Annotated in this window: 20 protein-coding genes; 17 read left to right on the top strand and 3 right to left on the bottom strand. The window is 53.5% G+C overall.

What is annotated here, in order from left to right:
• Positions 1-49: 49 nt before the first annotated feature.
• Both L6439_RS17610 and L6439_RS17605 read left to right on the top strand, forming a co-directional pair.
• The gene (locus tag L6439_RS17610; RefSeq protein ID WP_168178751.1) at positions 50-814 is read left to right on the top strand and encodes an ABC transporter ATP-binding protein; all 765 of its coding nucleotides are present in this window, start codon (positions 50-52) and stop codon (positions 812-814) included.
• Positions 789-2675: an ABC transporter permease gene (locus tag L6439_RS17605; RefSeq protein ID WP_213468122.1), complete on the top strand. Its 1887-nt coding sequence runs from the start codon at positions 789-791 to the stop codon at positions 2673-2675. The genes L6439_RS17610 and L6439_RS17605 overlap by 26 nt, the downstream gene beginning before the upstream one ends.
• A gap of 163 nt (positions 2676-2838) precedes the next feature.
• On the opposite strand, the gene L6439_RS17600 is transcribed toward L6439_RS17605, so the two are convergent.
• Positions 2839-3132 (bottom strand): hypothetical protein, encoded by a 294-nt coding sequence (locus L6439_RS17600; protein ID WP_213468123.1) that lies wholly within the window; start codon positions 3130-3132, stop codon positions 2839-2841.
• 615 nt (positions 3133-3747) lie between these two features.
• Between L6439_RS17600 and L6439_RS17595 the strand changes: the two genes are divergently transcribed.
• The 14 genes from L6439_RS17595 to L6439_RS17530 all read left to right on the top strand — a co-directional run bounded on the left by L6439_RS17595 (position 3748) and on the right by L6439_RS17530 (position 20930).
• On the top strand, positions 3748-4983 hold the full coding sequence (locus L6439_RS17595; RefSeq protein ID WP_213468124.1) for a metallophosphoesterase family protein: 1236 nt from the start codon (positions 3748-3750) through the stop codon (positions 4981-4983).
• A 215-nt stretch (positions 4984-5198) separates the two neighbouring features.
• Entirely contained in the window at positions 5199-5705 is a 507-nt protein-coding gene (locus L6439_RS17590) for a MauE/DoxX family redox-associated membrane protein (protein ID WP_168181564.1), read from the top strand.
• Positions 5702-6265 (top strand): hypothetical protein, encoded by a 564-nt coding sequence (locus L6439_RS17585; protein WP_168181563.1) that lies wholly within the window; start codon positions 5702-5704, stop codon positions 6263-6265. The genes L6439_RS17590 and L6439_RS17585 overlap by 4 nt, the downstream gene beginning before the upstream one ends.
• A 323-nt stretch (positions 6266-6588) precedes the next feature.
• Positions 6589-8421 carry an ABC transporter ATP-binding protein gene (locus L6439_RS17580; protein WP_213468125.1) on the top strand — a complete coding sequence of 611 codons (1833 nt, stop codon included), beginning with the start codon at positions 6589-6591 and terminating at the stop codon, positions 8419-8421.
• A gap of 241 nt (positions 8422-8662) precedes the next feature.
• On the top strand, positions 8663-9631 hold the full coding sequence (locus L6439_RS17575; protein WP_168181561.1) for an ABC transporter permease: 969 nt from the start codon (positions 8663-8665) through the stop codon (positions 9629-9631).
• Positions 9632-9662: 31 nt separating this feature from the next.
• Complete coding sequence (locus L6439_RS17570) at positions 9663-10559, top strand: carbohydrate ABC transporter permease (protein ID WP_168181560.1); 897 nt, start codon at positions 9663-9665, stop codon at positions 10557-10559.
• Positions 10560-10647: 88 nt separating this feature from the next.
• A complete protein-coding gene (locus tag L6439_RS17565) occupies positions 10648-12339 on the top strand; it encodes an extracellular solute-binding protein (RefSeq protein WP_172879150.1) in 1692 nt (563 codons plus the stop codon).
• Between the two features lie 174 nt (positions 12340-12513).
• A complete protein-coding gene (locus tag L6439_RS17560; protein ID WP_213468126.1) occupies positions 12514-14094 on the top strand; it encodes a response regulator in 1581 nt (526 codons plus the stop codon).
• A gap of 15 nt (positions 14095-14109) precedes the next feature.
• Positions 14110-15846, top strand: a complete 1737-nt coding sequence (locus tag L6439_RS17555; RefSeq protein ID WP_213468127.1) for a sensor histidine kinase — start codon at positions 14110-14112, stop codon at positions 15844-15846.
• Between the two features lie 91 nt (positions 15847-15937).
• The gene (locus tag L6439_RS17550; RefSeq protein WP_168181557.1) at positions 15938-16528 is read left to right on the top strand and encodes a hypothetical protein; all 591 of its coding nucleotides are present in this window, start codon (positions 15938-15940) and stop codon (positions 16526-16528) included.
• A gap of 51 nt (positions 16529-16579) precedes the next feature.
• Complete coding sequence (gene lepB / locus L6439_RS17545) at positions 16580-17080, top strand: signal peptidase I (RefSeq protein WP_237096520.1); 501 nt, start codon at positions 16580-16582, stop codon at positions 17078-17080.
• 223 nt (positions 17081-17303) lie between these two features.
• A complete protein-coding gene (locus L6439_RS17540) occupies positions 17304-17903 on the top strand; it encodes a hypothetical protein (RefSeq protein WP_237096519.1) in 600 nt (199 codons plus the stop codon).
• A 770-nt stretch (positions 17904-18673) separates the two neighbouring features.
• The gene (locus L6439_RS17535; protein WP_213468128.1) at positions 18674-19711 is read left to right on the top strand and encodes a Gfo/Idh/MocA family protein; all 1038 of its coding nucleotides are present in this window, start codon (positions 18674-18676) and stop codon (positions 19709-19711) included.
• A gap of 88 nt (positions 19712-19799) precedes the next feature.
• Positions 19800-20930: a DUF4261 domain-containing protein gene (locus L6439_RS17530; RefSeq protein WP_237096518.1), complete on the top strand. Its 1131-nt coding sequence runs from the start codon at positions 19800-19802 to the stop codon at positions 20928-20930.
• 116 nt (positions 20931-21046) lie between these two features.
• Here L6439_RS17530 and msrA read toward each other — a convergent pair whose 3' ends face one another.
• A complete protein-coding gene (msrA, locus tag L6439_RS17525; protein WP_168181555.1) occupies positions 21047-22021 on the bottom strand; it encodes a peptide-methionine (S)-S-oxide reductase MsrA in 975 nt (324 codons plus the stop codon).
• 369 nt (positions 22022-22390) lie between these two features.
• Between msrA and L6439_RS17520 the strand changes: the two genes are divergently transcribed.
• On the top strand, positions 22391-23110 hold the full coding sequence (locus L6439_RS17520) for a TerC family protein (protein ID WP_168181554.1): 720 nt from the start codon (positions 22391-22393) through the stop codon (positions 23108-23110).
• 169 nt (positions 23111-23279) lie between these two features.
• Here the strand turns inward: L6439_RS17520 and L6439_RS17515 are convergent, their stop codons facing one another.
• Entirely contained in the window at positions 23280-24164 is an 885-nt protein-coding gene (locus L6439_RS17515) for a LysR family transcriptional regulator (protein WP_168181553.1), read from the bottom strand.
• Between the last annotated feature and the right edge of the window lie 26 nt (positions 24165-24190).

Here is a 24190-nt window from a genome sequence, read left to right as displayed (position 1 = left end):
CTTACAGTAAAAGCAACAAAACGATTGCGAAGGAGCGTGCAAGTTACCCATGCTGGAAGTTAGGAACGTATCCAAAGTATATGAAGGCAAGCAGTCCTATCAGGCGCTGACCAATTTGAATCTGAAGGTGAACACGGGGGAATTCGTCGGCGTGATGGGGCCGTCCGGGAGCGGCAAGACGACGCTGATGAACGTCGTCTCCACGATAGACAAGCCGACCTCCGGCGAAGTCTATGTCGGCAATGAGCAGATGAACAAGCTGAGCAAGCGGAAGCTGGCGCTGTTCCGCCGGCGCGAGCTCGGCTTCGTGTTCCAGGATTTCAACCTGCTGCAGACGCTGACGGTCAAGGAGAACATTATTTTCCCGCTTGCCCTGGACGGCATCGGCATCAAGGAGCAGGATGCACGGGTGAACGCGATTGCGGAGAAGCTCGGGATTACGAGCATCCTCAACAAGCGGACGTACGAGATCTCCGGCGGCCAATGCCAGCGCACGGCGATCGCGCGGGCGGTCATCCACCAGCCGAAGCTGATTCTGGCCGACGAGCCGACAGGGAACCTCGATTCCAAATCCGCCCAGGACGTGCTGCAGACGCTGGAAAGATTGAACAAGGAAGAGGGCGTGACGATGATGATGGTTACGCATGACGCGCAGGCGGCAAGCTACTGCGACCGGGTCATCTTCATCAAGGACGGCACGCTGTATCAGGAACTGCACAAGACGGGAAGCCGCCAGATCTTTTTCCAGGGCATCATGGATATCTTGTCATCAATAGGAGGCACGCGGGATGAATATTCGCCAGTTCGCGCTTAAAAACGTATTTCGCAACAAACGGCTGTACGCGGGCTATTTCTTCAGCTGCGCGTTCTCCGTCATGATCTTTTTCGTCTATTCGATGCTGGCGCTTCATCCGGCGCTCGATTTCAGCGGCAACGGCAATTACGGCGCGGGCGCGCAAGCGGGAATGGATGTCGCCCAATATATCATCTATCTGTTTACGTTTTTCTTCATTTTATATTCGATGAGTTCGTTCTTGAAATCCCGCAAAAAAGAATTCGGCATCTGCATCATGCACGGCATGTCCGATATGCAGCTGAGACGGCTCGTCTTTACGGAAAATATTGTAATCGGCCTGGGCGCAACCCTATCCGGCATCGGAGCGGGTCTCGCCTTGTCGAAATGGCTGCTCCTGATGAGCTCCTCGGTTCTGAACCTGGAACAGCCGCTCCCGTTCTACTTCCCGGTGAAGGCGATCGCGCTGTCGGGCGGGGCATTCGTGCTGCTGTTCCTGATCATCTCGCTGTTCACCGCGACGATTCTGCGCAGCAGCTCGCTTATCGACCTGCTGAAGGGAACGATGAAGCCGAAGCCGGAGCCGAAGGCGTCCCGCTGGCTTGCGTTCCTCGCGGTCTTCCTGCTGGCGTTAGGCTACGGCGTTGCCATGTGGGTCAAAGGCGTACTCGTCATTTTCGCGCTGCTGCCTGTCGCCACGGTCGTCAGTATCGGGACGTACTTCCTGTTCACGCAGCTTAGCGTGTACATGATTAACCGATTGAAGACCAAAAAATTGTACCGCCGCGGCACCAATCTGATTACATTGTCGGATCTGGCTTACCGAATGAAGGACAATGCCCGCATGTTCTTCCTCGTCGCCATTATCTCGACGGTCGCCTTCACGGCGATCGGCACGCTCGTCGGCCTGAAGGCCGTGTTCACCAATATGGCGACATCCGGATCTCCGGTCATGAGATACGAATCGCATTCGGGCAACAAGCTGGAGGCGAAGCATGCCGAGCTGATCGAGCAGTCGTTGAACAAGGCGGGAATCAGCTACGAGGCTGTCGTCTTCCCGGCGAAGTTCGCCGAGGATACGAAAACGGAGAAGTCCTATCAGGTGATTCGCGTGTCCGACTATAATCAGCTGATGAAGACAAATCTCGCCCTGCGCGACGAGGAAGCGCATCTGTTCTATCAGGTCAATCCGATGAACATCGAGCAGGAGAAAAGCGAGGAAACGTCGGTTGCATTCGGTGCGGACCAGACGTTCGCGGTGACGGCCAATGAAGCGATGCCGGAAGCGATCACCCAAAATGCGGGCGGGCGCAAAGTCATCGTCTTGTCCGACGCGGCGTTCCAGAGCTTGCCGGCATCCGAGAGAGATGACATGATTTATACGTATCTGATTGAGGACTGGCAATCGACGCTGGCCGTGGCGAAGCAGCTGAAGAAGCAATTGGGCGACCCGGCCGGCAATTATTTATTCAGTTCCAGAGCGCTGATGCTGAACGATGTGAACCAGGGCTTCGGCCAGATTTATTTATCCGGACTGTTCATCGGGGCGGTATTTTTCGTCGCCGCCGGCAGCTTCCTGTACTTGCGCTTGTATTCCGATCTGGATCAGGATACGGTGCAGTACCGGGCCATCAGCAAGCTGGGACTGACGGAAGGGGAACTGTCGAAGATTGTGTCCACCCAGATTGGGCTGTTGTTCTTCGTTCCGATTGTCGTCGCTATCGTACACGGCGCTGTCGCGCTGAACTCGCTGCAGAACACGTTCGGCATGAGTCTGGTGAAGGAATCCGCGATTGTCCTTGGTTCGTTCCTGGCGATTCAAGTGATCTACTTCATCTTTATCCGCGCGAACTATGTGCGCAAGCTCAAAAAAGTCATCTAACCCGATCCGCAAGGGGCTGTCTCCGAAGTTATTTTTAGCTAGAGTGAGACAGCCCCTCTCATTCTCCAAGCTCGACTTGCCGAGAAACTGCAAAATTACAATATTCCCTAACGGCGTTTCGTTCGTTGCCGAAAATCCTGCACAACGGCATCAATTTTCACCTTTACAATGGAGGCAAAGCAAAAAACGGCGAAAATAAGGCGTTTTTCAGGCTGTTGAGAAAGAAGTTATGAGTAGGAAAATGGATAATTCCACCGGCCTGAAAACGGCGCCATTTCCTGGGACACGCCGATTCGGTAAGCGAAATCCTGCATAAATACAGCAATTCGATAGGGACGACTTTTCCAGAAAGGGAATCCTGCAAAATGACAGGAATTTCCCCGGTTTCGCATCGGCTTGAAGCAAAAAGGCCTAAAATGATGTAGATTTGCAGCATTTCCCCGGGAGGTGGACTCATGAAGCCGAAATTCCTGTAAAATAGCAGCAATTTCCTCCGCACGTCCAAGCCCCAGGAGGCAACGATGCTTCCAGCAGGCCGATAATGCTTCCTGAAGGCGATGATACCCCCCAGCATCCAATCAGGGCAATGAGCAGTTTATGGGACTTTTCACCTGCGATGGATCTCTTCTCCCGGTAAAAAACTCGATTTAAGACGCGCTGAGAGCCAATGTCTGGATGAGGAAAATGGACCATCTCCACCCCTTCGTAAAAAACAGTGGTTTCTCAACAGCCTGGTTTTTGCAGCAATTTCTAAAATATCGGTTTAAAAAGCGTAAATTACTGTATTCACGCAGGATTTTATTTAACTAGCTCGTCGCAGTGCCTCATCCCAGTGCCTCGTTTCACTGCCTTGTCCATATTCCGCCGCTTTTCCCGTCTTTATATTCTCTGCCGTCCTTCTTGCCCCTCACCGTTGCGCGCTGCCTATGGGGCAGCTACCTTTTTTGCAGCCGCACGGCACAGGGAGTTCCGAATTTCTATGCGTTAGGCAGCAAAAATCCATATTCAACGGGACAAGAAAGGAGTAGACTGAAGCTGAACCAGCGTTGAACAAAAAGGAGCTGAACGTCTGATGGCAGCTGTTCAATCTACCCCTCGTCTCGTCTTCCCGGTCATAAGCGATGTGCATATCGCGCCGACGGGCGACGAGTCTATCCATAGGTACGAGCAAGCGCTGCGGTACTTGAATGCGCGCGCGCCGCAGCAGGACGCCTTCGTCATCGTGGGCGACCTGACGAACAATGGCACCATTGAGGAATATGAGCGCCATATGGATACGCTTCGCAAGCATAAGCAGGACGGAGCGGAATTGCTTATTGCGATCGGAAATCATGATTATTGGAACGATCTGCCGGCGAAGGAAGCGCAAGCGCGCTTTCTGGATATGACAGGCATGGAGGCGATGTACTATCACCGCGTTATCCAGGGCTATCATTTTATCGTGCTGGCGACAGAGGATAAGCCGACCCATGGCTACTTCTCCCTCGAACAGATCGAATGGCTCAAGCGGCAGCTGGAGGAAGCGGCCGCCGATGCGCCTGAACGGCCGATCTTCGTCTTCCTTCATCAGCATCTGAAGGACACGGTGTACGGCAGCCAGGAATGGGGCATCCTGGAAAATATCGGCGAGCTGATGGCCGCGCTGGATCCATATCCTCAGGTCATTACGTTCTCCGGGCATTCTCATTACCCGTTGAACGATCCGCGCAGCATCCATCAGAAGCGCTTCACGTCCGTGGGCACCGCTTCAATTAGCTATATGGAAGTAGAGCGCGGCAAGCTTCAAGGCAATCTGCCGCCGGGACATGAGAAGTTCAGCCAAGGTTGTCTGGTTGAAGTGCACGAGGACAAGGTTGCGATTTCGCGGCTTGACTTTGCGCATCAACGGGAGATCGGAGACGCTTGGGTGGTGCCGGTGCCAGTAATTCCGGAGGCTTTCGCGTATACGGATGAGCGCGATCGGGAAGCGCCCTGTTTCCCGGCGGATGCGGAAATTCATATCAAAGAGGAGCTTGCGGCCTCGGATTCGATCGCGATCGTGTTCGACCAGGCACAAGATAATGAACTGGTTCATTCCTACCGGATTACGCTGTCGGATGAAGAGACCGGAACACAGCTTGCGCAGTGCTTCGCTTATTCGGAATTCTATCTTCACCCGATGCCGGAGAAGCTTCAACTGACATTGACGGAACTGGAGCCGGAACATGGCTATTCCATCGAAGTTCACGCGATCGATGCCTTCGGCAATGTGAGTGAACAGGCCTTGTCCGCTCGCGGCAGAACGAAATCGGCCTCCGCCTTTGCATGAGATAGGACAATAAACTTTATTCACGGGATGTCCCTGCGGTTATCGGATGATGACGGGGCATCCTTTTTTGTATTCAACGAGCGTGGAAAAGTATCAAACATCGTTGTTTACTCCTATATTCACCTAGTTGCATTCCGATTATAATTTTTATATGAAAATTGAATTATCAAAGATTGCTATAAAGAAGAAAAGAATATTGCTGAAAGGGAGAGGCTATGAATCTTGAATCGTTCTTGACCGCTATTCTTTGCACCGTTCTTGTCTACTCTTCGATAGCCAAAATAGCCGGCTACCGCGATTTTGCCCGCACGATTCTTCAACTGAATTATCCCCCTTTTTTTGCATGGGGAGTCATTGCCGCGGAACTGGCCATCGCGCTTCTGCTGCTCTTCGACACCACGCACTTTATTGGCGAGATCGGTTCGCTGCTCCTGTTCTGCGCATTCTGCGCCGCGGCCGGCAAAGCAATAAAGAAGAAAATGAAGGTTGTCTGCAACTGCTTTGGCAAGTCCACCGAAGAGGAATTGGGCTGGGCCACCATCATGAAGATTACTCCGTTATTTATCGCCTCTACTCTATGCGTCAGCCTGCAATCCCCGACTTCATTGACTGCGAATCAACCTATCGACTGGATCAGCACCGCCGGAATGACAATAGCGATAATCAATCTGTACGCGTTGTGGAAAAACCGTCACTTTTTTGCCGAGGTGAAAGGGAAATGATGAACATGTTTGAGGTATCTTATTTGTTGCTCTGGGTTGTCGTCGCTCTGCAGACCTATTATATCGTTCAAATCGGCAGGCGGAAACAGGTTCAGCAGGCGAATCCGCAGCAAGGTCCAACCTTGGTTCATGAGCATCATGGAGTGCCTGCAGGCGCCACCTTTCCTCAACTCCAGTTTGACACGATCAATCATGGGTTTATCGATATCGCGCAAATGAAGAAAACCGGCTTTCTTATCGCGTTCACCTCCGTGGGCTGCGATCAGTGCAAGCTCGTCTATCCCATCCTGAAGCGCTTCCAACAGGCCAGGCAAGATATTCAGATTATTATGCTGATGCAAGGCAGTCCGGACGAGATTCAACATGTCGTCCATCAGTGGGAGATGACGATGCCAGTCGTGCCCATTCTGCTTGAAGATATGGCCAGACTTCAGACCGGCTACTATCCATTCATCTATTATTTATCGGCTTCAGCGGTGGTTCAGACGAAGAGCATTATTAATTTCGAGGAGCAGCTGAACCTCTTGGTCAAGCAGGGACAGTTAAAGGTTGCGGTGTGAACAGCGAAAAAATAGGAATCACGAAATATGAATTGAGGTAGCAAGGGCATTGCCTTTGACTATAAATAGAAAACGCGAAAGGAGGCATTACGCATGAGCTCAGGCTGCTTCACGACCGGCGGTTGCACTTCCTCGAAATGCGCTCACTATCCGCAAGAGAAGTTCGTGTATGAAAGCGTCTATGTGTGCGCTGGATCTTCCACGACGACTTACTATTGCACTTGTTAAAGCCGCGTGCGGGCAGAGAAGAGAGCACGACTCTTCTCTGCCTCAACCACATGGTCGGCCGCAGGCCTTATTTTAGAGTAATAGGGTGAAAATCAATGGATAACCCATCTGCTAACCAGGCGAAGATCAGCTTTAAACAAAAAGGGCTTATCGTGAAAAATGTGCTGTTCCGCTTTATGCCGTTATTAATCAAGGTCATTCCCGGGATGACCTTGCTGTTAATAGCATGTAAGCTGGTTTCTTCATTAATACCGGTCGCGCAACTTTATTTGGTCAAAGAGACTATCGATGAAATTACGGAAGTATTTGGGCAGCAGACCCGTTCGCTTTCCTTTGTTTTTATGTTGCTGGGCATGCAAGGCGTTCTGTTGCTGCTCGATAAGCTCGTGCAATTTGTCGAACAGCTCGTCGGATATCGATCGCAACAACATCTCAAATATCATTTCGAAATGCTGCTGCTGCAAAAATCAGCAAAATTGCCGCTGCGGTATTTTGATCGTCCCGATTATTTTGATCAGCTGGAGCGAGCGGCTCTCGGCATGGATATCAAAGGGTTCAATATTTTCGTCTTGTTCATGAATATGGTGCGCAACTGCATTTCCCTTATCGGAATGGTGTATATATTGATTTCCTTTCATTGGGTTTTGGCGCTTGCGGTCTCGATTATGATCGTGCCGAATCTGTGGGTGAGCGCCTTCTTCGGCCAGCGGAAGTACATGCAGATGATACTGCATACGCCGGCGCAGCGGAAAACACATTATTTGCTTCAGCTTCTGCACAGCAGAAATGCGGCCAAAGAAGTGAGAGTGTACCAAAATGCGCCTTACTTAATTGCGAAATGGCAGCGATTATTCTGGAAGACGACCGATGAACGCTATCAATTGGAAAAGACAGCAGGCTGGAGATCCCTGATCGTGGATGCTTCGCACTCGCTTTTGAACATAGGTACATTTGGATTGCTGGTATGGCTTGGCTATCAAGGCTCCCTCACAGTAGGGCATTATGTTTCGTTAACTCAGGCACTGGTGCAAATCGAGGGCATCATCTCCGGATTGGGCAGAAATATCGCTGGAATCTATGAAGAGTCCTTATTCGTCAATGAAGTGTTGACCTATCTGGAATTAGAGACGGAGGAGCCGGGGGAGAACCATATCAAGTTCCCGGAGCCTTTGCGCGATGGAATTGAGGTCTCGGATCTTGCCTTTGCGTATACCGACCAGTCGCCGCCGGTGTTGAAGGGCGTAAGTTTGCGCATCCGGCCCGGAGAGAAGATCGCCATCGTCGGCGAAAACGGGGCGGGGAAAAGCACGCTTGTAAAATGTCTGCTGGGCCTGTATAGTCCGGACAGAGGAACCATTCGATTCGACGGCATCGATCTGCGGGACATGGACCAGAACAGTATGAGATCCAATATATCTGCCGTATTTCAAGACTTCATGAGCTACCAGCTTACGGCGCGAGAAAATATTGCCATGGGGCAGGTAAGCAAAATCAAGGATGACGGCGCGATCCGGGAAGCGGCGGACAAAGCGGGGGCGGGCGAATTGCTCCGGCGGCTGCCGCAAGACATGGACACGGAGCTCGGATCTCTGTTCGACCATGGTTACGAACTCTCGGGAGGGCAGTGGCAAAAAATTGCTTTGAGCCGAGCTTTTTTGAAGGATGCGCAGATTGTCATTTTGGATGAGCCGACGGCGTCTCTTGATCCGAAAGCAGAAGCCGAGGTGTATGATAACTTCACGAGATTGTACGAGGGGAAGACGACTATCATGATCTCTCATCGTCTGAGCAGCTGCCGCCATGCCGATCGGATCATTGTGCTGCGGGACGGCAGAATTATTGAGGAAGGAAGCCATGAGGAGTTAATCCGCAGGGAAGGCGAGTACGCGCAAATGTTCACCTCGCAAGCACAAAGATATACCGCTTAAAGGGAAAAAGGGGTGAATAGAAGAACATCTTAAAGTATAAATAATCGTTGTTTTGTCATATATTCGTGAAAGCGTTTCGAATATAGAATGAAGGAAAAGACAATATGGAGGGAGAACATGGAGGAGGACACGGCATCAAGCCAGATATAGAGAGCTGATGCGAGGCGGAGCATCCGCTCTGCCGCTATAAATTAAACCGCTTTACATTTGGCGGCATTAGGCAAGGAGGAGGGATTCACATATGGCGAAAGCATCTGCCGGGCCGGACACGGAATCACGCTTGAATCTCGATAAGCATCGTAAAAGCGCGTTTAAACGGTTTTTCATGCAAATAGATATTCAACTGATGGTACTGCCTGCGCTCGTGTTCATCTTTATTTTTTCCTATATTCCCATGTATGGCGTTCTGATCGCTTTTCAGGACTACAAGATGGGTTCGAACTTATTGAACAACAATTGGGTCGGCTTTAAGCACTTTGTCGCTTTTTTCAATGCTCCGGAATTTTATCCCGTCATGCGCAACACGATTGTCATCAGCTTTTTGAAGTTCATTTTTGGGTTCCCGGCGCCGATTCTTCTGGCGCTCATGCTGAATGAAGTGCGCAAAATGTTCTTCAAACGGGTGGTACAGACCGTAACGTATTTGCCGCACTTCTTGTCTTGGGTCGTCATCGGGTCGATGGTGACATCGCTGCTCTCTGTCGACAACGGCAGTGTCAATATGCTGCTCGAGAAATTGAAACTTATCGATGAACCTGTCAATTTCCTGTCATTGTCGGAATATTTCTGGACGATTCTCATCACGACCAATGTGTGGAAAGAAATAGGATTCCAGTCTATTGTTTATTTGGCGGCGATTGCCGGGATCGATCCTCATTTATACGAGGCGGCATCCATCGATGGCGCCAGCCGGTTCAAGCAGATGTGGTTGATTACGCTTCCGTGCATTATGCCTGTCGTCATCATTTTTATGATATTGGCGATCGGCAATCTGACGAATGCCGGCTTCGAAGATATTTTGATTCTGGCCTCCAATCCGGCCTTGCGCGAGGTGTCGGATTCACTGGATGTATACGTGGTCCGGGTCGGTATCGACAACTACAGGTACTCCTATGCGACGGCAATCGGTCTGTTCAAGGCCGTGGTTAGCGTCACGTTGCTTACATTAGCGAACTTCATCGCCAGAAAAACGGGCAATAGCTTGTGGTGATGAATCATTCCCAATACAGGAGGACTGAACGATGATACGAGACAGTATAGGAGACCGCATATTTGTCGCCTTTATCTATGTATTTCTAACTGTGCTGGCGTTTTCCACCTTTTATCCGTTTTGGAACTCGCTCGTCATTTCCTTCAATGAAGGGTTGGATACCGCGAAGGGCGGGATTACGTTCTGGCCGCGGGAATTCACGCTGGAGAACTACCGCATCGTATTCGAGGACTCGCGGTTAATGAACGGCTTCGTCATTGCCGCTCTGCGGACGGTTATCGGCACCTTATCCGCGATATTAGCAACGTCCATATTTGCCTATGGCATGTCCAAGCGAGAGCTGATGGGCCGCAAATATTACATGATTATGTGTATTATTACGATGTATTTTGGCGGCGGGCTCATTCCGACCTATATGCTTATCCGCAGCCTTGGCTTGTTCAACTCGTTCTGGGTTTTCATTATTCCAGCCCTGATCAGCGTATGGAACATGATTATCTTCCGCACGTTCTTCCAGGGGCTCCCGGCAGGCTTGGAGGAATCGGCCAAAATCGATGGCTGCGGCAACTGGGGAACGTTCTTCCGAATTGTGCTGCCTTTATCCGGCCCCGTCGTGGCCACGCTGTCGCTGTTCACGGCCGTGGCGCACTGGAACGAATGGTTCGTGGCCAGTATCTATATCACGAATGAAGATCTGCTGCCTATCCAGACGGTGCTGCGTCAAATTCTGTTCTCGAATATCGCCTCGGAACAGATGGCCAATGTCGATATGAGCGCGATTGCGCATATGAATGCCGCCAAAAAAATTACGTCCAAGGCCTTGACGATGGCGACGATTATGGTTGCGACGGTTCCTATCGTATGCGTCTACCCGTTCCTGCAGAAATATTTCGTCAAGGGCGTATTGATTGGATCGCTGAAAGAGTAGTGACCTGGAGCAATACGGGAAAATTCGCTGGCGTTTAGAGCATCTTTGCTTTAAACATAGAATACAAATTGAAAGGGGAAAATATCCAGTGAAGAACAAGAGAAACCTCCTTCTTAGCGTGCTCTCTGTCTTTATGGTGTTCACCTTGGTGGTCGGGTGCGCCGGCGGCGGGAACACAAGCGCGCCCCCAGCCAAAGAACCGGCTAAGCAGGAAGGGGGCGGAGCCGGGCAAGAACCTTCCGGTGAATCACCGAAAAGCGATCTCTACGAGTTGGGCAAGGAAGAGCTGAATGTCTCGTTCTATGGCAACTATGGCTGGTACCAGATGCCGAAATGGGGCAAGGATCCCGCTTCCAAATGGATTCAGGACAACCTCAAGGTAACGGTCACGGCCGTCAGCTCGGGCGGGAACAACGCGCAGAAGCTGCAGACGATGATCGCCGGCGATGAGCTGCCGGATATTATTTGGACAGACAGAGGCCCGGATGTCGAGCGGCTCCGCGAAGCAGGCATGCTTGTGCCGCTGGACGAATACATCGAGAAATATCCAAACTTCAAAAAGTCTCTGTCCGAACAGCATCTGGCGCTGCTCCGGTCCCCGGACGGCAAAATCTATCAGCTTCCGAACTATTATACGCAGCAACCGAACGGCAACGCTGGATATGCAATCAATAAAAAGATCTATAAAGCGCTCGGCTCTCCGAAGCTGGAGACGACCGACGACTTGTACGCTTATCTGAAAGCGGTCAAAGAAAAATTCCCGGATGTCATTCCGTTCGAGACGGGATTGGCCAAAGACGGACATGGCATTGACCAGATTTTCTCTTCCTTCAAGGAAAACAACCTGTCCTTCACGCGTTTCTTCGGCGTCCCTGACGGCGACAAAATCGTATCCATCTATAAAGATCCGGGATTCCGCGAATCCGTCGTCTTCACGGCGAAGCTGATGCGCGAGAAGCTGATGACGCAGGATGCGAATACGCAGACCGAGGACCAAGTAAGAGAGAAAGCGATGAATGGCAAATTTGCCGTTATTGCCACCTTTGACCCGATGAAGATGCTGGCGACCGCGGACGCCGAACTGAAGAAGAAGGATCCGGAAGACGGATACATGTTCATTCAGCCGATCGCCAAGGAGGGTCTCGATCGCGCCAAAATCTACCCGGGAACCTATAATCAATTAGGCTGGAACGTGGCTCTCATTACGAAGAATGCCAAAAATCCGGAAGCCGTCTTCGCGCTTCTCGACTGGATGACCGGGCCGGAAGGCAGCATGGTGCTGAACTGGGGCCCTCCGGGAACGGACGGATATTGGGACGGCTTCGAGGCGGACGGCGTGACGCCGAAATTCAACAAGGAAAAATATTTGAATGACCCGGATACGCTTGCGGAAATTAACGGTAAAGCCGGCGACCTGGTATGGGTGGGCAACACGATGTTCCTCGATAACACGAAGAAGCAAATGTTGTCCAACGTTCCGGCCGATCAAGTCGACTTCAGCAACCGTTGGCAAATGGAAATTACATGGGGCACGCAGGGCGATTTCACGGAGTTCCTCGGCTGGGAGCCTGCTCCTGACAGCGAAGTCGGCATCATTAGACAGAGCATCCGAGATATTTGGCTGACCGCGAGAGCGAAATCGATGTATGCCAAGTCCGACGAGGAAGCACTGCAAATTCTGGATAAGGCTCACGAAGACTCGATGAAGCTGGGCTATGATAAATTCCTTGAGCATGTAACCAACGTGTGGACGGAAAACAAAAAAGCGTTGGGCAAATAAGGATATCGCAACGAAGGCTCGCTGTACCGGCGGGCCTTCGTTTTTGTTCGCTGCCGCAGGGGCGGAACTGGCAGCCGCATACTGTTCAAACGGGATGGTTCATTGCTATACTTGGGATGGAAATAGTTAGGCTGCAGGTAACGATTGACCGCATGTCCTGAAGGGAGATCTTTCATGTACAACGTGTTATTGGTGGATGACGAGATGCTTGATCTCGAAGGGATGAAGCAATTTATTCCATGGGAAGCTTTAGGCATGAAAGTGGCAGCGGCGGTGAACAACGCCTTTGACGCATGCGAGATTATCGAACAGCTTCCAATAGACATTATGGTTAGCGACATCAATATGCCCAATATGTCGGGATTGGAATTGGCCCGGAGAGCAATCGAAAAAAAGGCGGACATTCGTGTCATTTTTGTAAGCGGTTACCAGGACTTCAGCTATGTGAAGCAGGCATTGTCACTGAAGGCTTATAGTTATGTGCTGAAGCCGATGGATGATAACGAGCTGATCGCGGCGCTGCAGAAGGTGAAGCAGGATCTGGAGAACGAGCGGAAGCGCCGTGACGTGGAAGAGGCGTACCAGCGCATGATTCCGATGGCCAAGAACGACCTGTTGGCCAGGTTGCTGGAAGGGGAATGCGATCAAGATTATTTGCAGGAAATGAGGAAGGTGATTCAGTCCAACGGGCTGGATCAGTTGGAATGGCCCGTGCGTGCCGCCGTTATGGAGCTGGATGACATGAATTGGGCGCAGGAGGCCGTCAGCCTGTCCCAGCAGATGATGTCGAAGAACTTCCTCTTTGAAGTAAGCGAGATCGGGCACAAGCACGGCATGCGCCATGTCTGCAAGCTGTCCTCGCACCGGATCGCGCTGTTGATTGACGGCCAGCGGATGGAGGCGCTGATTCATGACTTGTACGCGGCGGTTCAAGCCAACTTCCCGTTTACGATGACAGTGGGGGTCGGCGAGCCGGTGCATGCGCTCGTACAGCTTCACGTATCGTGCAAGCAGGCCATGGAAGCCGTGGACGGCAAAATGTTTTTGGGCAAAGGCAAGCTAATCATGTATGAAGAAGTGAGCCGGGAACCGGGAATGGTCGATGCCCGGACGCTCGATACGCGCGTGGAAGCCTTATTTCATGCGCTGACCAAATACGATCTTGTCCGTATCTATGACGAGATCGAGCGATTGTTCGAATCCGTAAGCATGCTGAGATCCAAATTCACGGTGCATAATCTGGCCATGTTTATTATATGGAAGCTGGATCAGCAACTGAAGGCAAGAGGCGAGAACTTGTTCGATATGCTTGGGATGGAGCTTCATAATCTGGATATCTTGCTGAAGTTCGATACGATTAGCGATATTCGTTCCTGGCTCGTGCGCAAAACGTTCGAAATATCCGAGCACTTGCGAAGCAAATCAAGCTCCAAGAACAATAAGCTGATCCGGGAAATGATTCAAATGATGAAGGATCGAATGAATGACAATATCACCCTTAAGGATGTGGCGCATCAATTTTCTTTTTCTCCCAACTATCTCGGCTATATGTTCAAGGAAGAGACGGGCAAGTCGTTCAGCGAAGTGTTGATTCAACTGCGGATGGAGCGGGCGCGCGAATTGCTGCACGATCCTTCGATGAAGATCTATGAAATCGCGAATCAGGTCGGTTACCGTTACCTGCCGTATTTCAGCAGACAATTCAAGGAAGCTTACGGCATGACGCCGATGGAGTACCGCAAGCGAGAAACGTGACAGGGGATGGCGGATATGAAAGCACAACAGGCGAGGCGAAGGTACTTGCCGATTGGATATAAATTAATGCTTACTTATATGCTGTTCATCGTGAGTGCCGTATCTGTCATCGGCTATGTGTCCCACTCCATGTACGACGAATCGATCCGGAAGCACACCAGGATGAATGTTCAGGGAACCTTGCTGCAGATGCGCGATAATATCGAATATAAGATGCAGGATGTCATCCGCATTTCCTCCCTTCTCTATGACGATTATGAATTGTACCGGCATCTGCGAAGCTATGAGGAGGGGTGGGACAACTATGACCGCATGACGAAGGACGTTCTGCCCAAAATAGAAGCCGCCACCAAGTCGACCGGCATGAAGCTGTGGACCTCGGTCTACTTCCGCAATGAATCGATTTATGAAGTATATAAGAATAGGATCGAGGAGAGTAACTGGTCGTATGATATTTATCATCTTAGCCGCATTACGGACAAGGAATGGTACAAGCACTTCCCGCCTGAAAAGTATGGCTTCACGATGCAGTGGAGCCAGATCGAAAATGACCGCGACCTTCAGCGGATTTCCCTGCTGCGGAGACTGATTGACACCTACAATCCGAATCAGCTGCAGGAAGTCGGATTCCTCCGGATCAACGTGGCCATTCAGGAGTTGTTCGACAGTCTGGATTACTCCAAAATTGGAAGCGGAAGCGTCCTCTATATTCAGGATGAGTCCGGGCGGATCATGTATCAATCAGGCGAGCTTCCGGCCGCCTACTCGGAAGGCCAGGAGCAGTTGGACAAGGATTTTTTGACGATCCAGGAGACGGTCGGCCGGCAATCGTGGAAGCTGGCCGCGCTCGTGCCGGTCGCGCTGATCCAGCAGGATGCGCTCAAGGTCAGGATTTTTATCATTTTCGCTTGTCTGATTTGCGTGGTTGTCCTCTCTTTCGCAGGCGGCTTTATATCCCGGTTCTTCTCGGTTCGGATACATAAGTTTGTCTCCGTGCTGAATGCATTTCGCGAAGGAGATCTGCATAAGCGCATCTCCTACCGGGGCAATGACGAATTCTCGCAGATTGCGACCGCGCTCAACAATATGGGCGAGAATATCGAGTCTCTAATCAAGGAAGTGTACTTGACCCAGCTGCAGAAGAAGGAAGCGGAGCTGGAAATGCTTCAGTCGCAAATGAATCCGCATTTTCTCTATAACACCCTGTCCTCGATCAGCCGCCTCGCCAAATTCGGCGAAAATGACAAGCTGCAGCAAATGGTGATGGGGCTGGCCAAATTTTACCGCCTGGCTCTGAACAACGGCAAGCTGATGATCCGGGTTCCGCAAGAGCTGGAGCAGGCACAGGCGTATGTCGATATCCAGAAGATCAAATACGGGGAACGGCTTGAGGTGATGTTCGATATCGACCCCGTCATTTGGCCGTACAGCACTGTCAAGCTGATTTTGCAGCCATTTATTGAGAACGTCCTGGAGCATGCCTGGTGCGGTGATCGGATTCACATTCGCGTCGTGGCGTCCAAAGAAGGGGAAAATCTCTTATTCCGCGTCATCGATGACGGGGTCGGAATGGCCCCGGAGCGCGTGATCGATATTTTCCATGGCCGGGATCATGTGAATGCGGGCTATGGCATACGCAACGTCGATCAGCGCATCAAGCTGCAATACGGACCGGAATACGGCGTGAGCATCCACAGCCGGCTCGGGATCGGGACCTCGATATCCATCCGGATCCCGGCGAAGCATAGCTGATTCCCACGAACCCCCTAATCTTGTATAATAGAGGTTGCACTATACGCATTCATAGATTTTGTATTTCTGAATCGGAGTGGGGGGAACTGGATTGAATACCCGATCGCTGGCCTATGTGGCGGTGCGGTTGCTGGCGCTGTATTTTTTCATTACCGCGATCGTCCATGTGTCTAACGTGGTGCAGGTCAGCTTGCCGAATCTGATGTCTATCAAGGATGCAGCCGCCAGCGGGCCGGATCAGATTGTGCTGTTGGTGGTGGTCCTGCTCCCGTCCATCATTATGCTGCTTAGCGCCTTCGTACTATGGACGGCAGCTTACCGCATCTCCGGACTGTTGGCCCCGGCCGCCCAGCCGCGGGAGGAAGCTGCGGCGGCAGAGGCGGCGGGCCAAGGAGAGCTTCCGCGGCGATCGAGGGCGCAGGAACTGGCATCCCTGACCAAGCCGCTGCTTCAGACGGGCCTCGGCATCTCCGGCCTGATCCTGCTCATTAACGGCATCCCGGACTTCATACATATGTTGATGACGATTACCTATGTCGATACGCACATGTACCCGGATCATATGCAGCGCGAATTAAGCGCGAATTTCGTGCAAGTCATTGTGAAGATGCTGCTCGGTCTCTGTCTGGCGATTGGGGCCGGCGGACTGACCCGCTACTTCACGCGCTCGTCCTCATCGTGAACGGGGACGACGCCGACAATGGCGAATGTACGCCTTCGAAGGAGGAATTGAATGATGCGAATGTCTCATATTATCAAAGGTTATGTTATTCCGATGATCATCGCGTTCGGCATCAGCCTGTTAATCCAGCAGGTCGCCTATGCGCAGGTCGTCGTGCAGCAGCATTCCATGCAGCATACGTATAATCCCGGGGATCGGCTCATCGAGAACAAATGGGTGTACCATTGGTTCGAGCCCGCCTACGGCGATGTCGTCATCATCGATCCGGCGTTCCAGGGAGAACGGTATATCAAGCGCGTCGTCGGCGTGGCGGGCGACACGATCGATACCCGCGACGGGAAGCTGGAAGTGAACGGCCGGGTCGTCGACGAGCCGTTCGCAGAGGGCAGCACCCTGCCGAAGCAGCTGGACCTGCCGATTGTCGTGCCGGAAGGGCATGTATTCGTGATGGGAGACAACCGGGCCGTCAGCATAGACAGCCGGACCTACGGGCCTGTTCCGCTGGAGTATCTGGAAGGCAAGGTCGAATGCAAAGTATGGCCTTGGTGGTAGCAGGGAGCAGAAGCGGGGAGCGGTTGTTCCCCGCTTCTTCATGTCCGGGCGGGCATGTCTGGAAGCGCGTCGAAGCCCGCTTCGGCAAGTCAGCGCATTCGTGGTCGTTCGCATACTCACACTCCCGTTATAGGTCCGTCGCTTCCTCAAGTTGCATGCCGGAAGGCTGCGCGCTATACTTGAACACGATGAACTAAGGCGCTGTCCCTTCCGGGACGGAGCAGTGAAAGGAATCGAATTCACCACGATGTTGACAGAGAAGAAAGCGTTTAGACGAATCCAATGGGGATTGCTGTTTTTTATTGATTACACGGCGGGAGGCGTAGATCTGCTGCCGGATATCGTCGGCTTGTTCCTCATCTATACGGCGATTCGCGATCTGGAAGGGGTCGAGCCTCCGTTCCGGCGCGCGAAGGCCGTGGTTATCCCGCTGATGGCGTTGGCCGTTATCGAAATTTTGCAGCCGTTCTTCATTCAAGCCATCCCCCGGGGGATATTGGCCTGGTACGGAGTCGGGCGATCCGTGCTCGAGACCGGGTTGAATATCGCGCTGATGGCCCTGCTGTGCGGCGGGCTGCGCTCGTTCCTGCTGCGGAACGGACAGCCCGCGCTCGCGCATATGGCCCGCAGGCGGCTCATCTATTTCATTGTCGCGCTCGGATGCTCGTTGAGCATGATCGGCTTTGCCCTGGCGTCGCCGATGCTGTTCGACGCGATGGCCGTGCCGTTCTTCCTGCTCTATATTATTGTCGTCATCATGCTGATGGGCTTGTTCGGGCAGGCGGCCAAGCGAACGGATGCGATGGGCGGAAGCATGGCATAACAAGGGAATGAGGCCGGGGCGCTTGCGGCGCACCCGGCCGCGGGAGGTTAAAGACAGGCGAAGAGTTTCGCCTGTCTTTTGTTGTTAATGAGGGCCGGCAAGGCTCGCTGGCAGGGGCAAGCCCGCGGTGATCCCGCAGCCTATGGAGGGGCCTGACGATGTGCCCAAGGCTGGCGGGGCTCTATGGCCGCCGGCGAGCTCGGGCCGGAGGAGCGGCTTCCTCGTCTGGCTGCAAGGAGCAGGAGGAGGCGCAAGAGGCGCTGGGGCACCCTCAAAGAAAAAATCCTGCACGGGTGCAGTAATTTTCGATCCAATGGCGGATCTGCGGTATAATTCCTGCAAAAGTGCATCATTTTCGCCTAATTTTCCTTTTTTTTGGGGGATCAAGAGCGAAATTCCTGCATTTTTGCAGGATTGGCTTTTCGCCATAAGCAGCTCTGGAGAAATACTGCAGATTTGCAGTAATCTTCGGCGCTGCGGCGAACAATCCGCTCTCCATGCCGAGGGATAGAACCACCGCGGGGCAGGAACCATTGCATGGCGAAGAAACACCAGTAGAGGGGACTTGGGGGCGGTTTACACACTTGGCATTTGAACGCTGGACGCGCCAGGGCGGTTTGCACACTTGGCATTTGAACGTCGGCCACGCCAGGACGGTTTGCACATTTTGACGATAGTGCAGCGATAACGGATCCATGAATCTATTCGCTGCGGAACAGGATTGGGGTATAATCTTATCAAATCCTATGGAGTAAGGAGCGTGTCGCATCATGACAACATGGAAAGTCGTCGTGGCCGGATGCGGCCAAATGGCCAATACGTGGATGGAGTATGCCAGGCAGCGCGAGGATACGGCGATTGTCGGCCTCGTCGATATCCGGCCGGAAGCCGCCTTGCAGATGGCGGAAAGGCATGGTCTGTCATGCGGGCTCTATTCGGATCTGCGGGAAGCGATACGGCGCAGCGGAGCCAATCTCGTCTTCGACGTGACGACGCCGAACGCGCATCGCGCAACATCGGGGACCGCAATGGAGATGGGCTGTCATGTGATTGCGGAAAAACCGATGGCATCCAGCCTGTCCGCGGCGATCGAGTTGGCGGAGCTGTCGCGGAAGACGGGGATGTCCCTGTCCATTATGCAGAACCGCCGTTACTTGCGCCGGGTTCGGGCATTCCGCGGCTTGGTCCAATCGGGCGTCATCGGCCGGCTTGGCTTCGTCGGGGCGGATTTCTTCCTCGCGCCCCGGTTCGGGGGCTTCCGCGAGCAGATGGCCAGTCCGCTTATTCTGGATATGGCTATCCATACGTTCGATCAAGCCCGCTTCATCACGGGGGCGGATCCGATATCCGTGACCTGCCAGGAGTGGAATCTTCCCGGTTCCTGGTACAAAGGTCATGCCAGCGCCGTTTGCACCTTTGAGATGAATGACGGGTCGGTCTTCAATTACCGCGGCTCCTGGAGCGCTCAGGGGTTCCCGACATCATGGGAGGCGGCTTGGCGCGTCGCCGGCAGCCGAGGCACCGCGATCTGGGATGGAGAGGACCGGATCGAGGCCGAATCATTCAATGATGCCGGGGAAGCGGTACGGACGGAGGCCCCGATGGATTGGAACGGCCGGGAGGGGCATGCCGGTTGCCTCGACGAGATCTTCGCCGCGATGGCGGAAGGACGGCCGGCGGAGACTTGCGCCGCCGACAATGTGAAGAGCATGGCGATGGTGTTCGGGGCCATGGAGAGCTCCCGCCGTCAAGCGACGGTGCGGATTGCTCCGCTGATCCAGGAATACGCTGCCTGCGGGGAGACGTAAGGGGGTGTCCCGGGACATGGGACATCCCTGAGGAGAGGACAAATCGAGCCTGACAAAGCCCCATTCAATGACATAGGGAGTGTGGAGCATGACCAACAAGGGAGAGACCGAGAACGAAAAAGCCGGGAATGGGCTTGGGAAGCAATCCGAACAACAAGAGAATTATGCTCAACATAAGCAAGAAGAGCAGCAACGGCAAGAAGAGCAGCAACGGCAAGAAGAGCAGCAACGGCAAGAAGGGCAACATCAGCAAGAAGGGCAAGAACAGCAAGAACAGCAAGAACAGCAACAACAGCAAGAAGAGCAGCATGAGCCAGATCAATCCGGATTCGCCGATGTGTACGTCATTCAATTGCTGTACAAGGACAAGCCGGTGCTGGACCGGGAGGCGCTGTATGGAAAAATGCAGCAATATACCGGAGAGATACACTGCGCGGAGGATGCGGAGGAAGCGGAGGAGACTGGCGAGTCGCTGGCGGTATGGGAGTCCAGTGAGAGCGAAGCTGCGGAAGCGGGCGAGGTCATGCACTTCTTCCATCTCAATCATATGATTGAGTTCCAGCAGGGAGCGCTTCCCGCGCAGACATGCATCATGCCTTCGGACAAGCCGGTGGAGGAGGAAGCCTTCGAGACGGCGCTGCAGCAAGCCTGGCATTGGCCGGAAGCGAGAGCGGCCGTTGCGGGCTGCCGTCACTCGCTGATGCTGACCGATTTCTTCGCGCGCGGCCTGGAATATAAGGAGCGCCTGAAGCTCATTAGCGGTGCGCTCCGGGCTCTGCTGGAGACGGCGCCTTGCGAAGCCGTCTACTTCCAGGCCAGCGACAAGATCGTCCATCCCCAAGCTTATGCGGCCGCGGTCGAAGCCGGCCAGCGCTTATACGGGGCGATGAATCTCCGTTTCTATAACGTGCATGGCAGAGACGAGATGATTATGGATACTTGCGGCCTGGCCGCGATCGGATTGCCGGATGTGCAGTGTCATTTCCGCGGGTTGGAGCCGAATGAAGTGGCGTCGTGGGTCGGTGATATCGCGTACTACTTGTACGAGCACGGGGATATTATCCAGGACGGCGAGACGGTCGGCTCGGAGGAGATCCGCTGGCACTGCGAGCACCAGCTTGCTTTGGCGGCGCCGATGCGGCATGTGCTCGATCTGAACCCCGGGCCGGAGCACTATGCGGGCATCCAGCATCATGGCCGGGATCAACGTCCGGAATAGCACCGAATCGTAAAGCGGTGCCATGCTCCAAAGCGGGGGCCGCCGCTTCGGCCACACGCCAACCGGCCCTTGATCCGAAGCGCGCTGCGGCGCTGGACCAAGGGCCGGCCAGACCATCAATCGGCAAATAAGACGGCATATTCGCCGTAGCCTTCCTCTTCCAGCTTCTCCTTCGGGATGAAGCGAAGAGCCGCCGAGTTGATGCAGTAACGCAGTCCGTTCGGGCCGGGACCGTCGTCGAAGACATGCCCGAGATGAGAGTCGCCGTAACGGCTGCGCACCTCGGTGCGCACCATGCCGTGGGACAGGTCAAGCTTCTCTTCGATATGGTAAGACCGGAGCGGTCTCGTGAAGCTTGGCCATCCGCACCCCGCATCATATTTGTCGCGCGAGCTGAACAGCGGTTCTCCCGAGACGATGTCTACATAGATGCCGTCTCCCGAATGATCCCAGAATTCATTCTGGAACGGAGGCTCTGTTCCGTTATTTTGCGTGACATGGAACTGCATCGGGGTGAGACTTTCCTTCAGCCGGGCTTTGTCCGGCCCCGTTACGCCCCAATGCTTGGCGATAAAGGCGTCGCGCCCGGACCCGGTGCGGTAACGTTTGTAATGGGCCGGCTGCTTGCGATGATAGTCCTGGTGGTATTCCTCCGCCGGATAGAAGGCGGATACCGGGACAATCTCGGTCGCGATCGGCTTGTCGAAGCGCCCGCTGCGCTCCAGCTCCCGCTTGGATTCCTCCGCTTCCTCCCGCTGCTTCTCGTTATGATAGAAGATCGCTGTTCGGTAGGAGGAGCCACGATCGTGGAATTGGCCGCCCGGATCGGTCGGATCGATCTGCTGCCAGAACAGCTCCAGCAGCTTCTTATAAGGAAATACGGCCGGATCGAACGTAATCTGCACGGCCTCCGCGTGTCCGGTTCGGTCGGTGCACACCTCTTCATAGGTCGGATTTTCCGTATGCCCGCCGGTATAGCCGGAGACGATGGAGCGGATGCCGGGAAGCTCCTCGAACGGAGTCACCATGCACCAGAAGCATCCGCCCGCGAATGTCGCTTTTTCCAGAGAAGGTTGAGTATGGTCGCTCATTGGATATCAACTCCTTTGCATAGCCATATCATAACCAAATGGAGGCCGCGAGACAACAAAGGCCGCACGCAAAAATGGGCGGCCCCGCCGAAAGATGAGGGTTGTATATGCTGCCGATCCGTGCTAGTATGAATATATCGAAAACGATACTCCACAAAGGGGAGTAGCTAGCACAGTATTCGTCGTCATTACGGGATCGAGTCGCCTCGTCCCCGGCGGTACTGGCAACGTACACGTTGTTTGCGAGACCTTTGCCACGGGTTGCGATGGTGAAGGTCTTTTTTGATCGTTTAGAGCCGTCGCCTCGTGGTGACGGCTTGTTTTATTTTTCGTAGTATCAAGCATACTACAGTATGGGAGGAAGTCATTGTGGAACTATTTTCAATTGAATTCTGGACGGCATTGTTGTCGATCGTGGTGATCGACCTGGTGCTGGCAGGAGACAATGCGATCGTCATTGGCCTGGCCGCCCGCAATGTTCCGAAGCAGGACCAGAAAAAAGTGATTATTTTGGGGACGGCCGGAGCGATTATCATCCGTGCGATCGCCACCTTGCTCGTCGTCTACCTGCTGATGGTTCCCGGACTTCAATTGTTCGGCGGTCTTCTCTTGCTCTGGATCGCAGTGAAGCTGATGATTGAAGAGAAGGAGCATAACATCAAGGCCGGCACCAGCATCGGCGCGGCCGTCGGCACGATCATCGTCGCTGACGCCGCCATGGGGCTCGATAACGTGCTGGCTGTGGCGGGGGCCGCCAAGGGACATCCGTTCCTGGTCATTCTCGGATTGATGATCTCGCTTCCGATTGTCGTCTGGGGAAGCACGATTGTGCTCAAGTTTATCGAGCGGTATCCGGTTATTATCCTGCTCGGCTCCGCCGTGCTCGCCTGGACCGCCTCGAAAATGCTCGTGGCCGAAAAGTTTATCGCCCCTTACTTCACCAATCCGGTCATCAAATACGGATTCGAAGCGATCGTCGTGCTGGGTGCCGTGGCCATCGGACTTAGCCTGAAGCGGAAACGGGCGCAGCGGGCCCAGGAAGCGGACGATCATCCGGAACTTCATCACCATCGTGCGCAGGGCGAGTAACCGCCCGGCATGACTCCAGCCGAAGGCATCGCCTTCGGCTTTTGCCATGAAGGAACATACACGGAGATCCGCGATAGGGAGTGATGCCTGTATCCCTATACAGAGTGTCCATTGGTATCATCCTATGAAGGGAGCGGCCGATTGGTGCCATTTTTCCCGTAAGAACCGGTCAAGAGAGCTGCCGTATCTGCTGTATCAGCATTTTCATCGCCATCGTCGGCACTGCCTTCGTATCCTGTAAAATAAAGAAGGGCCGAATGACGCGGCCTCCCTTGACATGAATGCGTCGCAGCTCGCCCGCTTCCAATTCCTTGTGGATAACCCAACGGGAGAGCAGTGCGATGCCAAGGCCGGCGAGAACGGCCTCCTTCACTCCTTGGCTGCTGTTGAACACATAAGTGCGCTTCGGCTCCACGCCGAGATCCCGAATAAATTGCTCGCTGTAGGAACGGGTTCCCGAACCGCTCTCCCGCAGAATCCAAATCTGATTCTGCAGCATGGACGGATCGAGCTTCGGCATCGCCGTCAGCTCGTGATCCGGGGGGGCGACGAGGATCATCTCGTCCTCCATGAACGGGTGATCCACCAAAATATCGGCATACTCAATCTTCCCTTCGACGAGCCCGACATCGAGCTCATTCGCCCGCACGGCTTGCGCGATCTCTTCTGTATTGGCGATCATCGCCTGGATATCGACCTGCGGATATTGGCGGGCAAAATCCGCGATCAGACGCGGCAAAATATATTCCCCGATCGTAAAGCTGGCTCCCACCTTCAGCGTACCCGTCACTTCGTCCCGCAGCAGATGGATTTCTTCCTTGGCGTTCTCGTATAGAGCAAGCATTTGCTTGGCCCGCTGGTACAGGATATGCCCTGCGTCCGTCGTCTTCACATGCCGGGGAGAGCGGTGAATCAGCTTGATCCCGAATTCGTTCTCCAGGTTCCGGATATGCATGCTGACGCCGGGCTGAGACAGATTCAGTAATTTGGCGGCTCTCGAAAAATTGCACTGCTCTACGACGGTAACATACACTTTCAATGTATCGACAATCATGTTCGAATCCTCCGGTATCCATCTAG

Source organism: Paenibacillus dendritiformis, from assembly GCF_021654795.1.
GTDB lineage: Bacteria > Bacillota > Bacilli > Paenibacillales > Paenibacillaceae > Paenibacillus_B.
The sequence above is the reverse complement of the archived record's forward strand: the minus strand, read 5'-3'. Positions and strand labels throughout refer to the sequence as shown.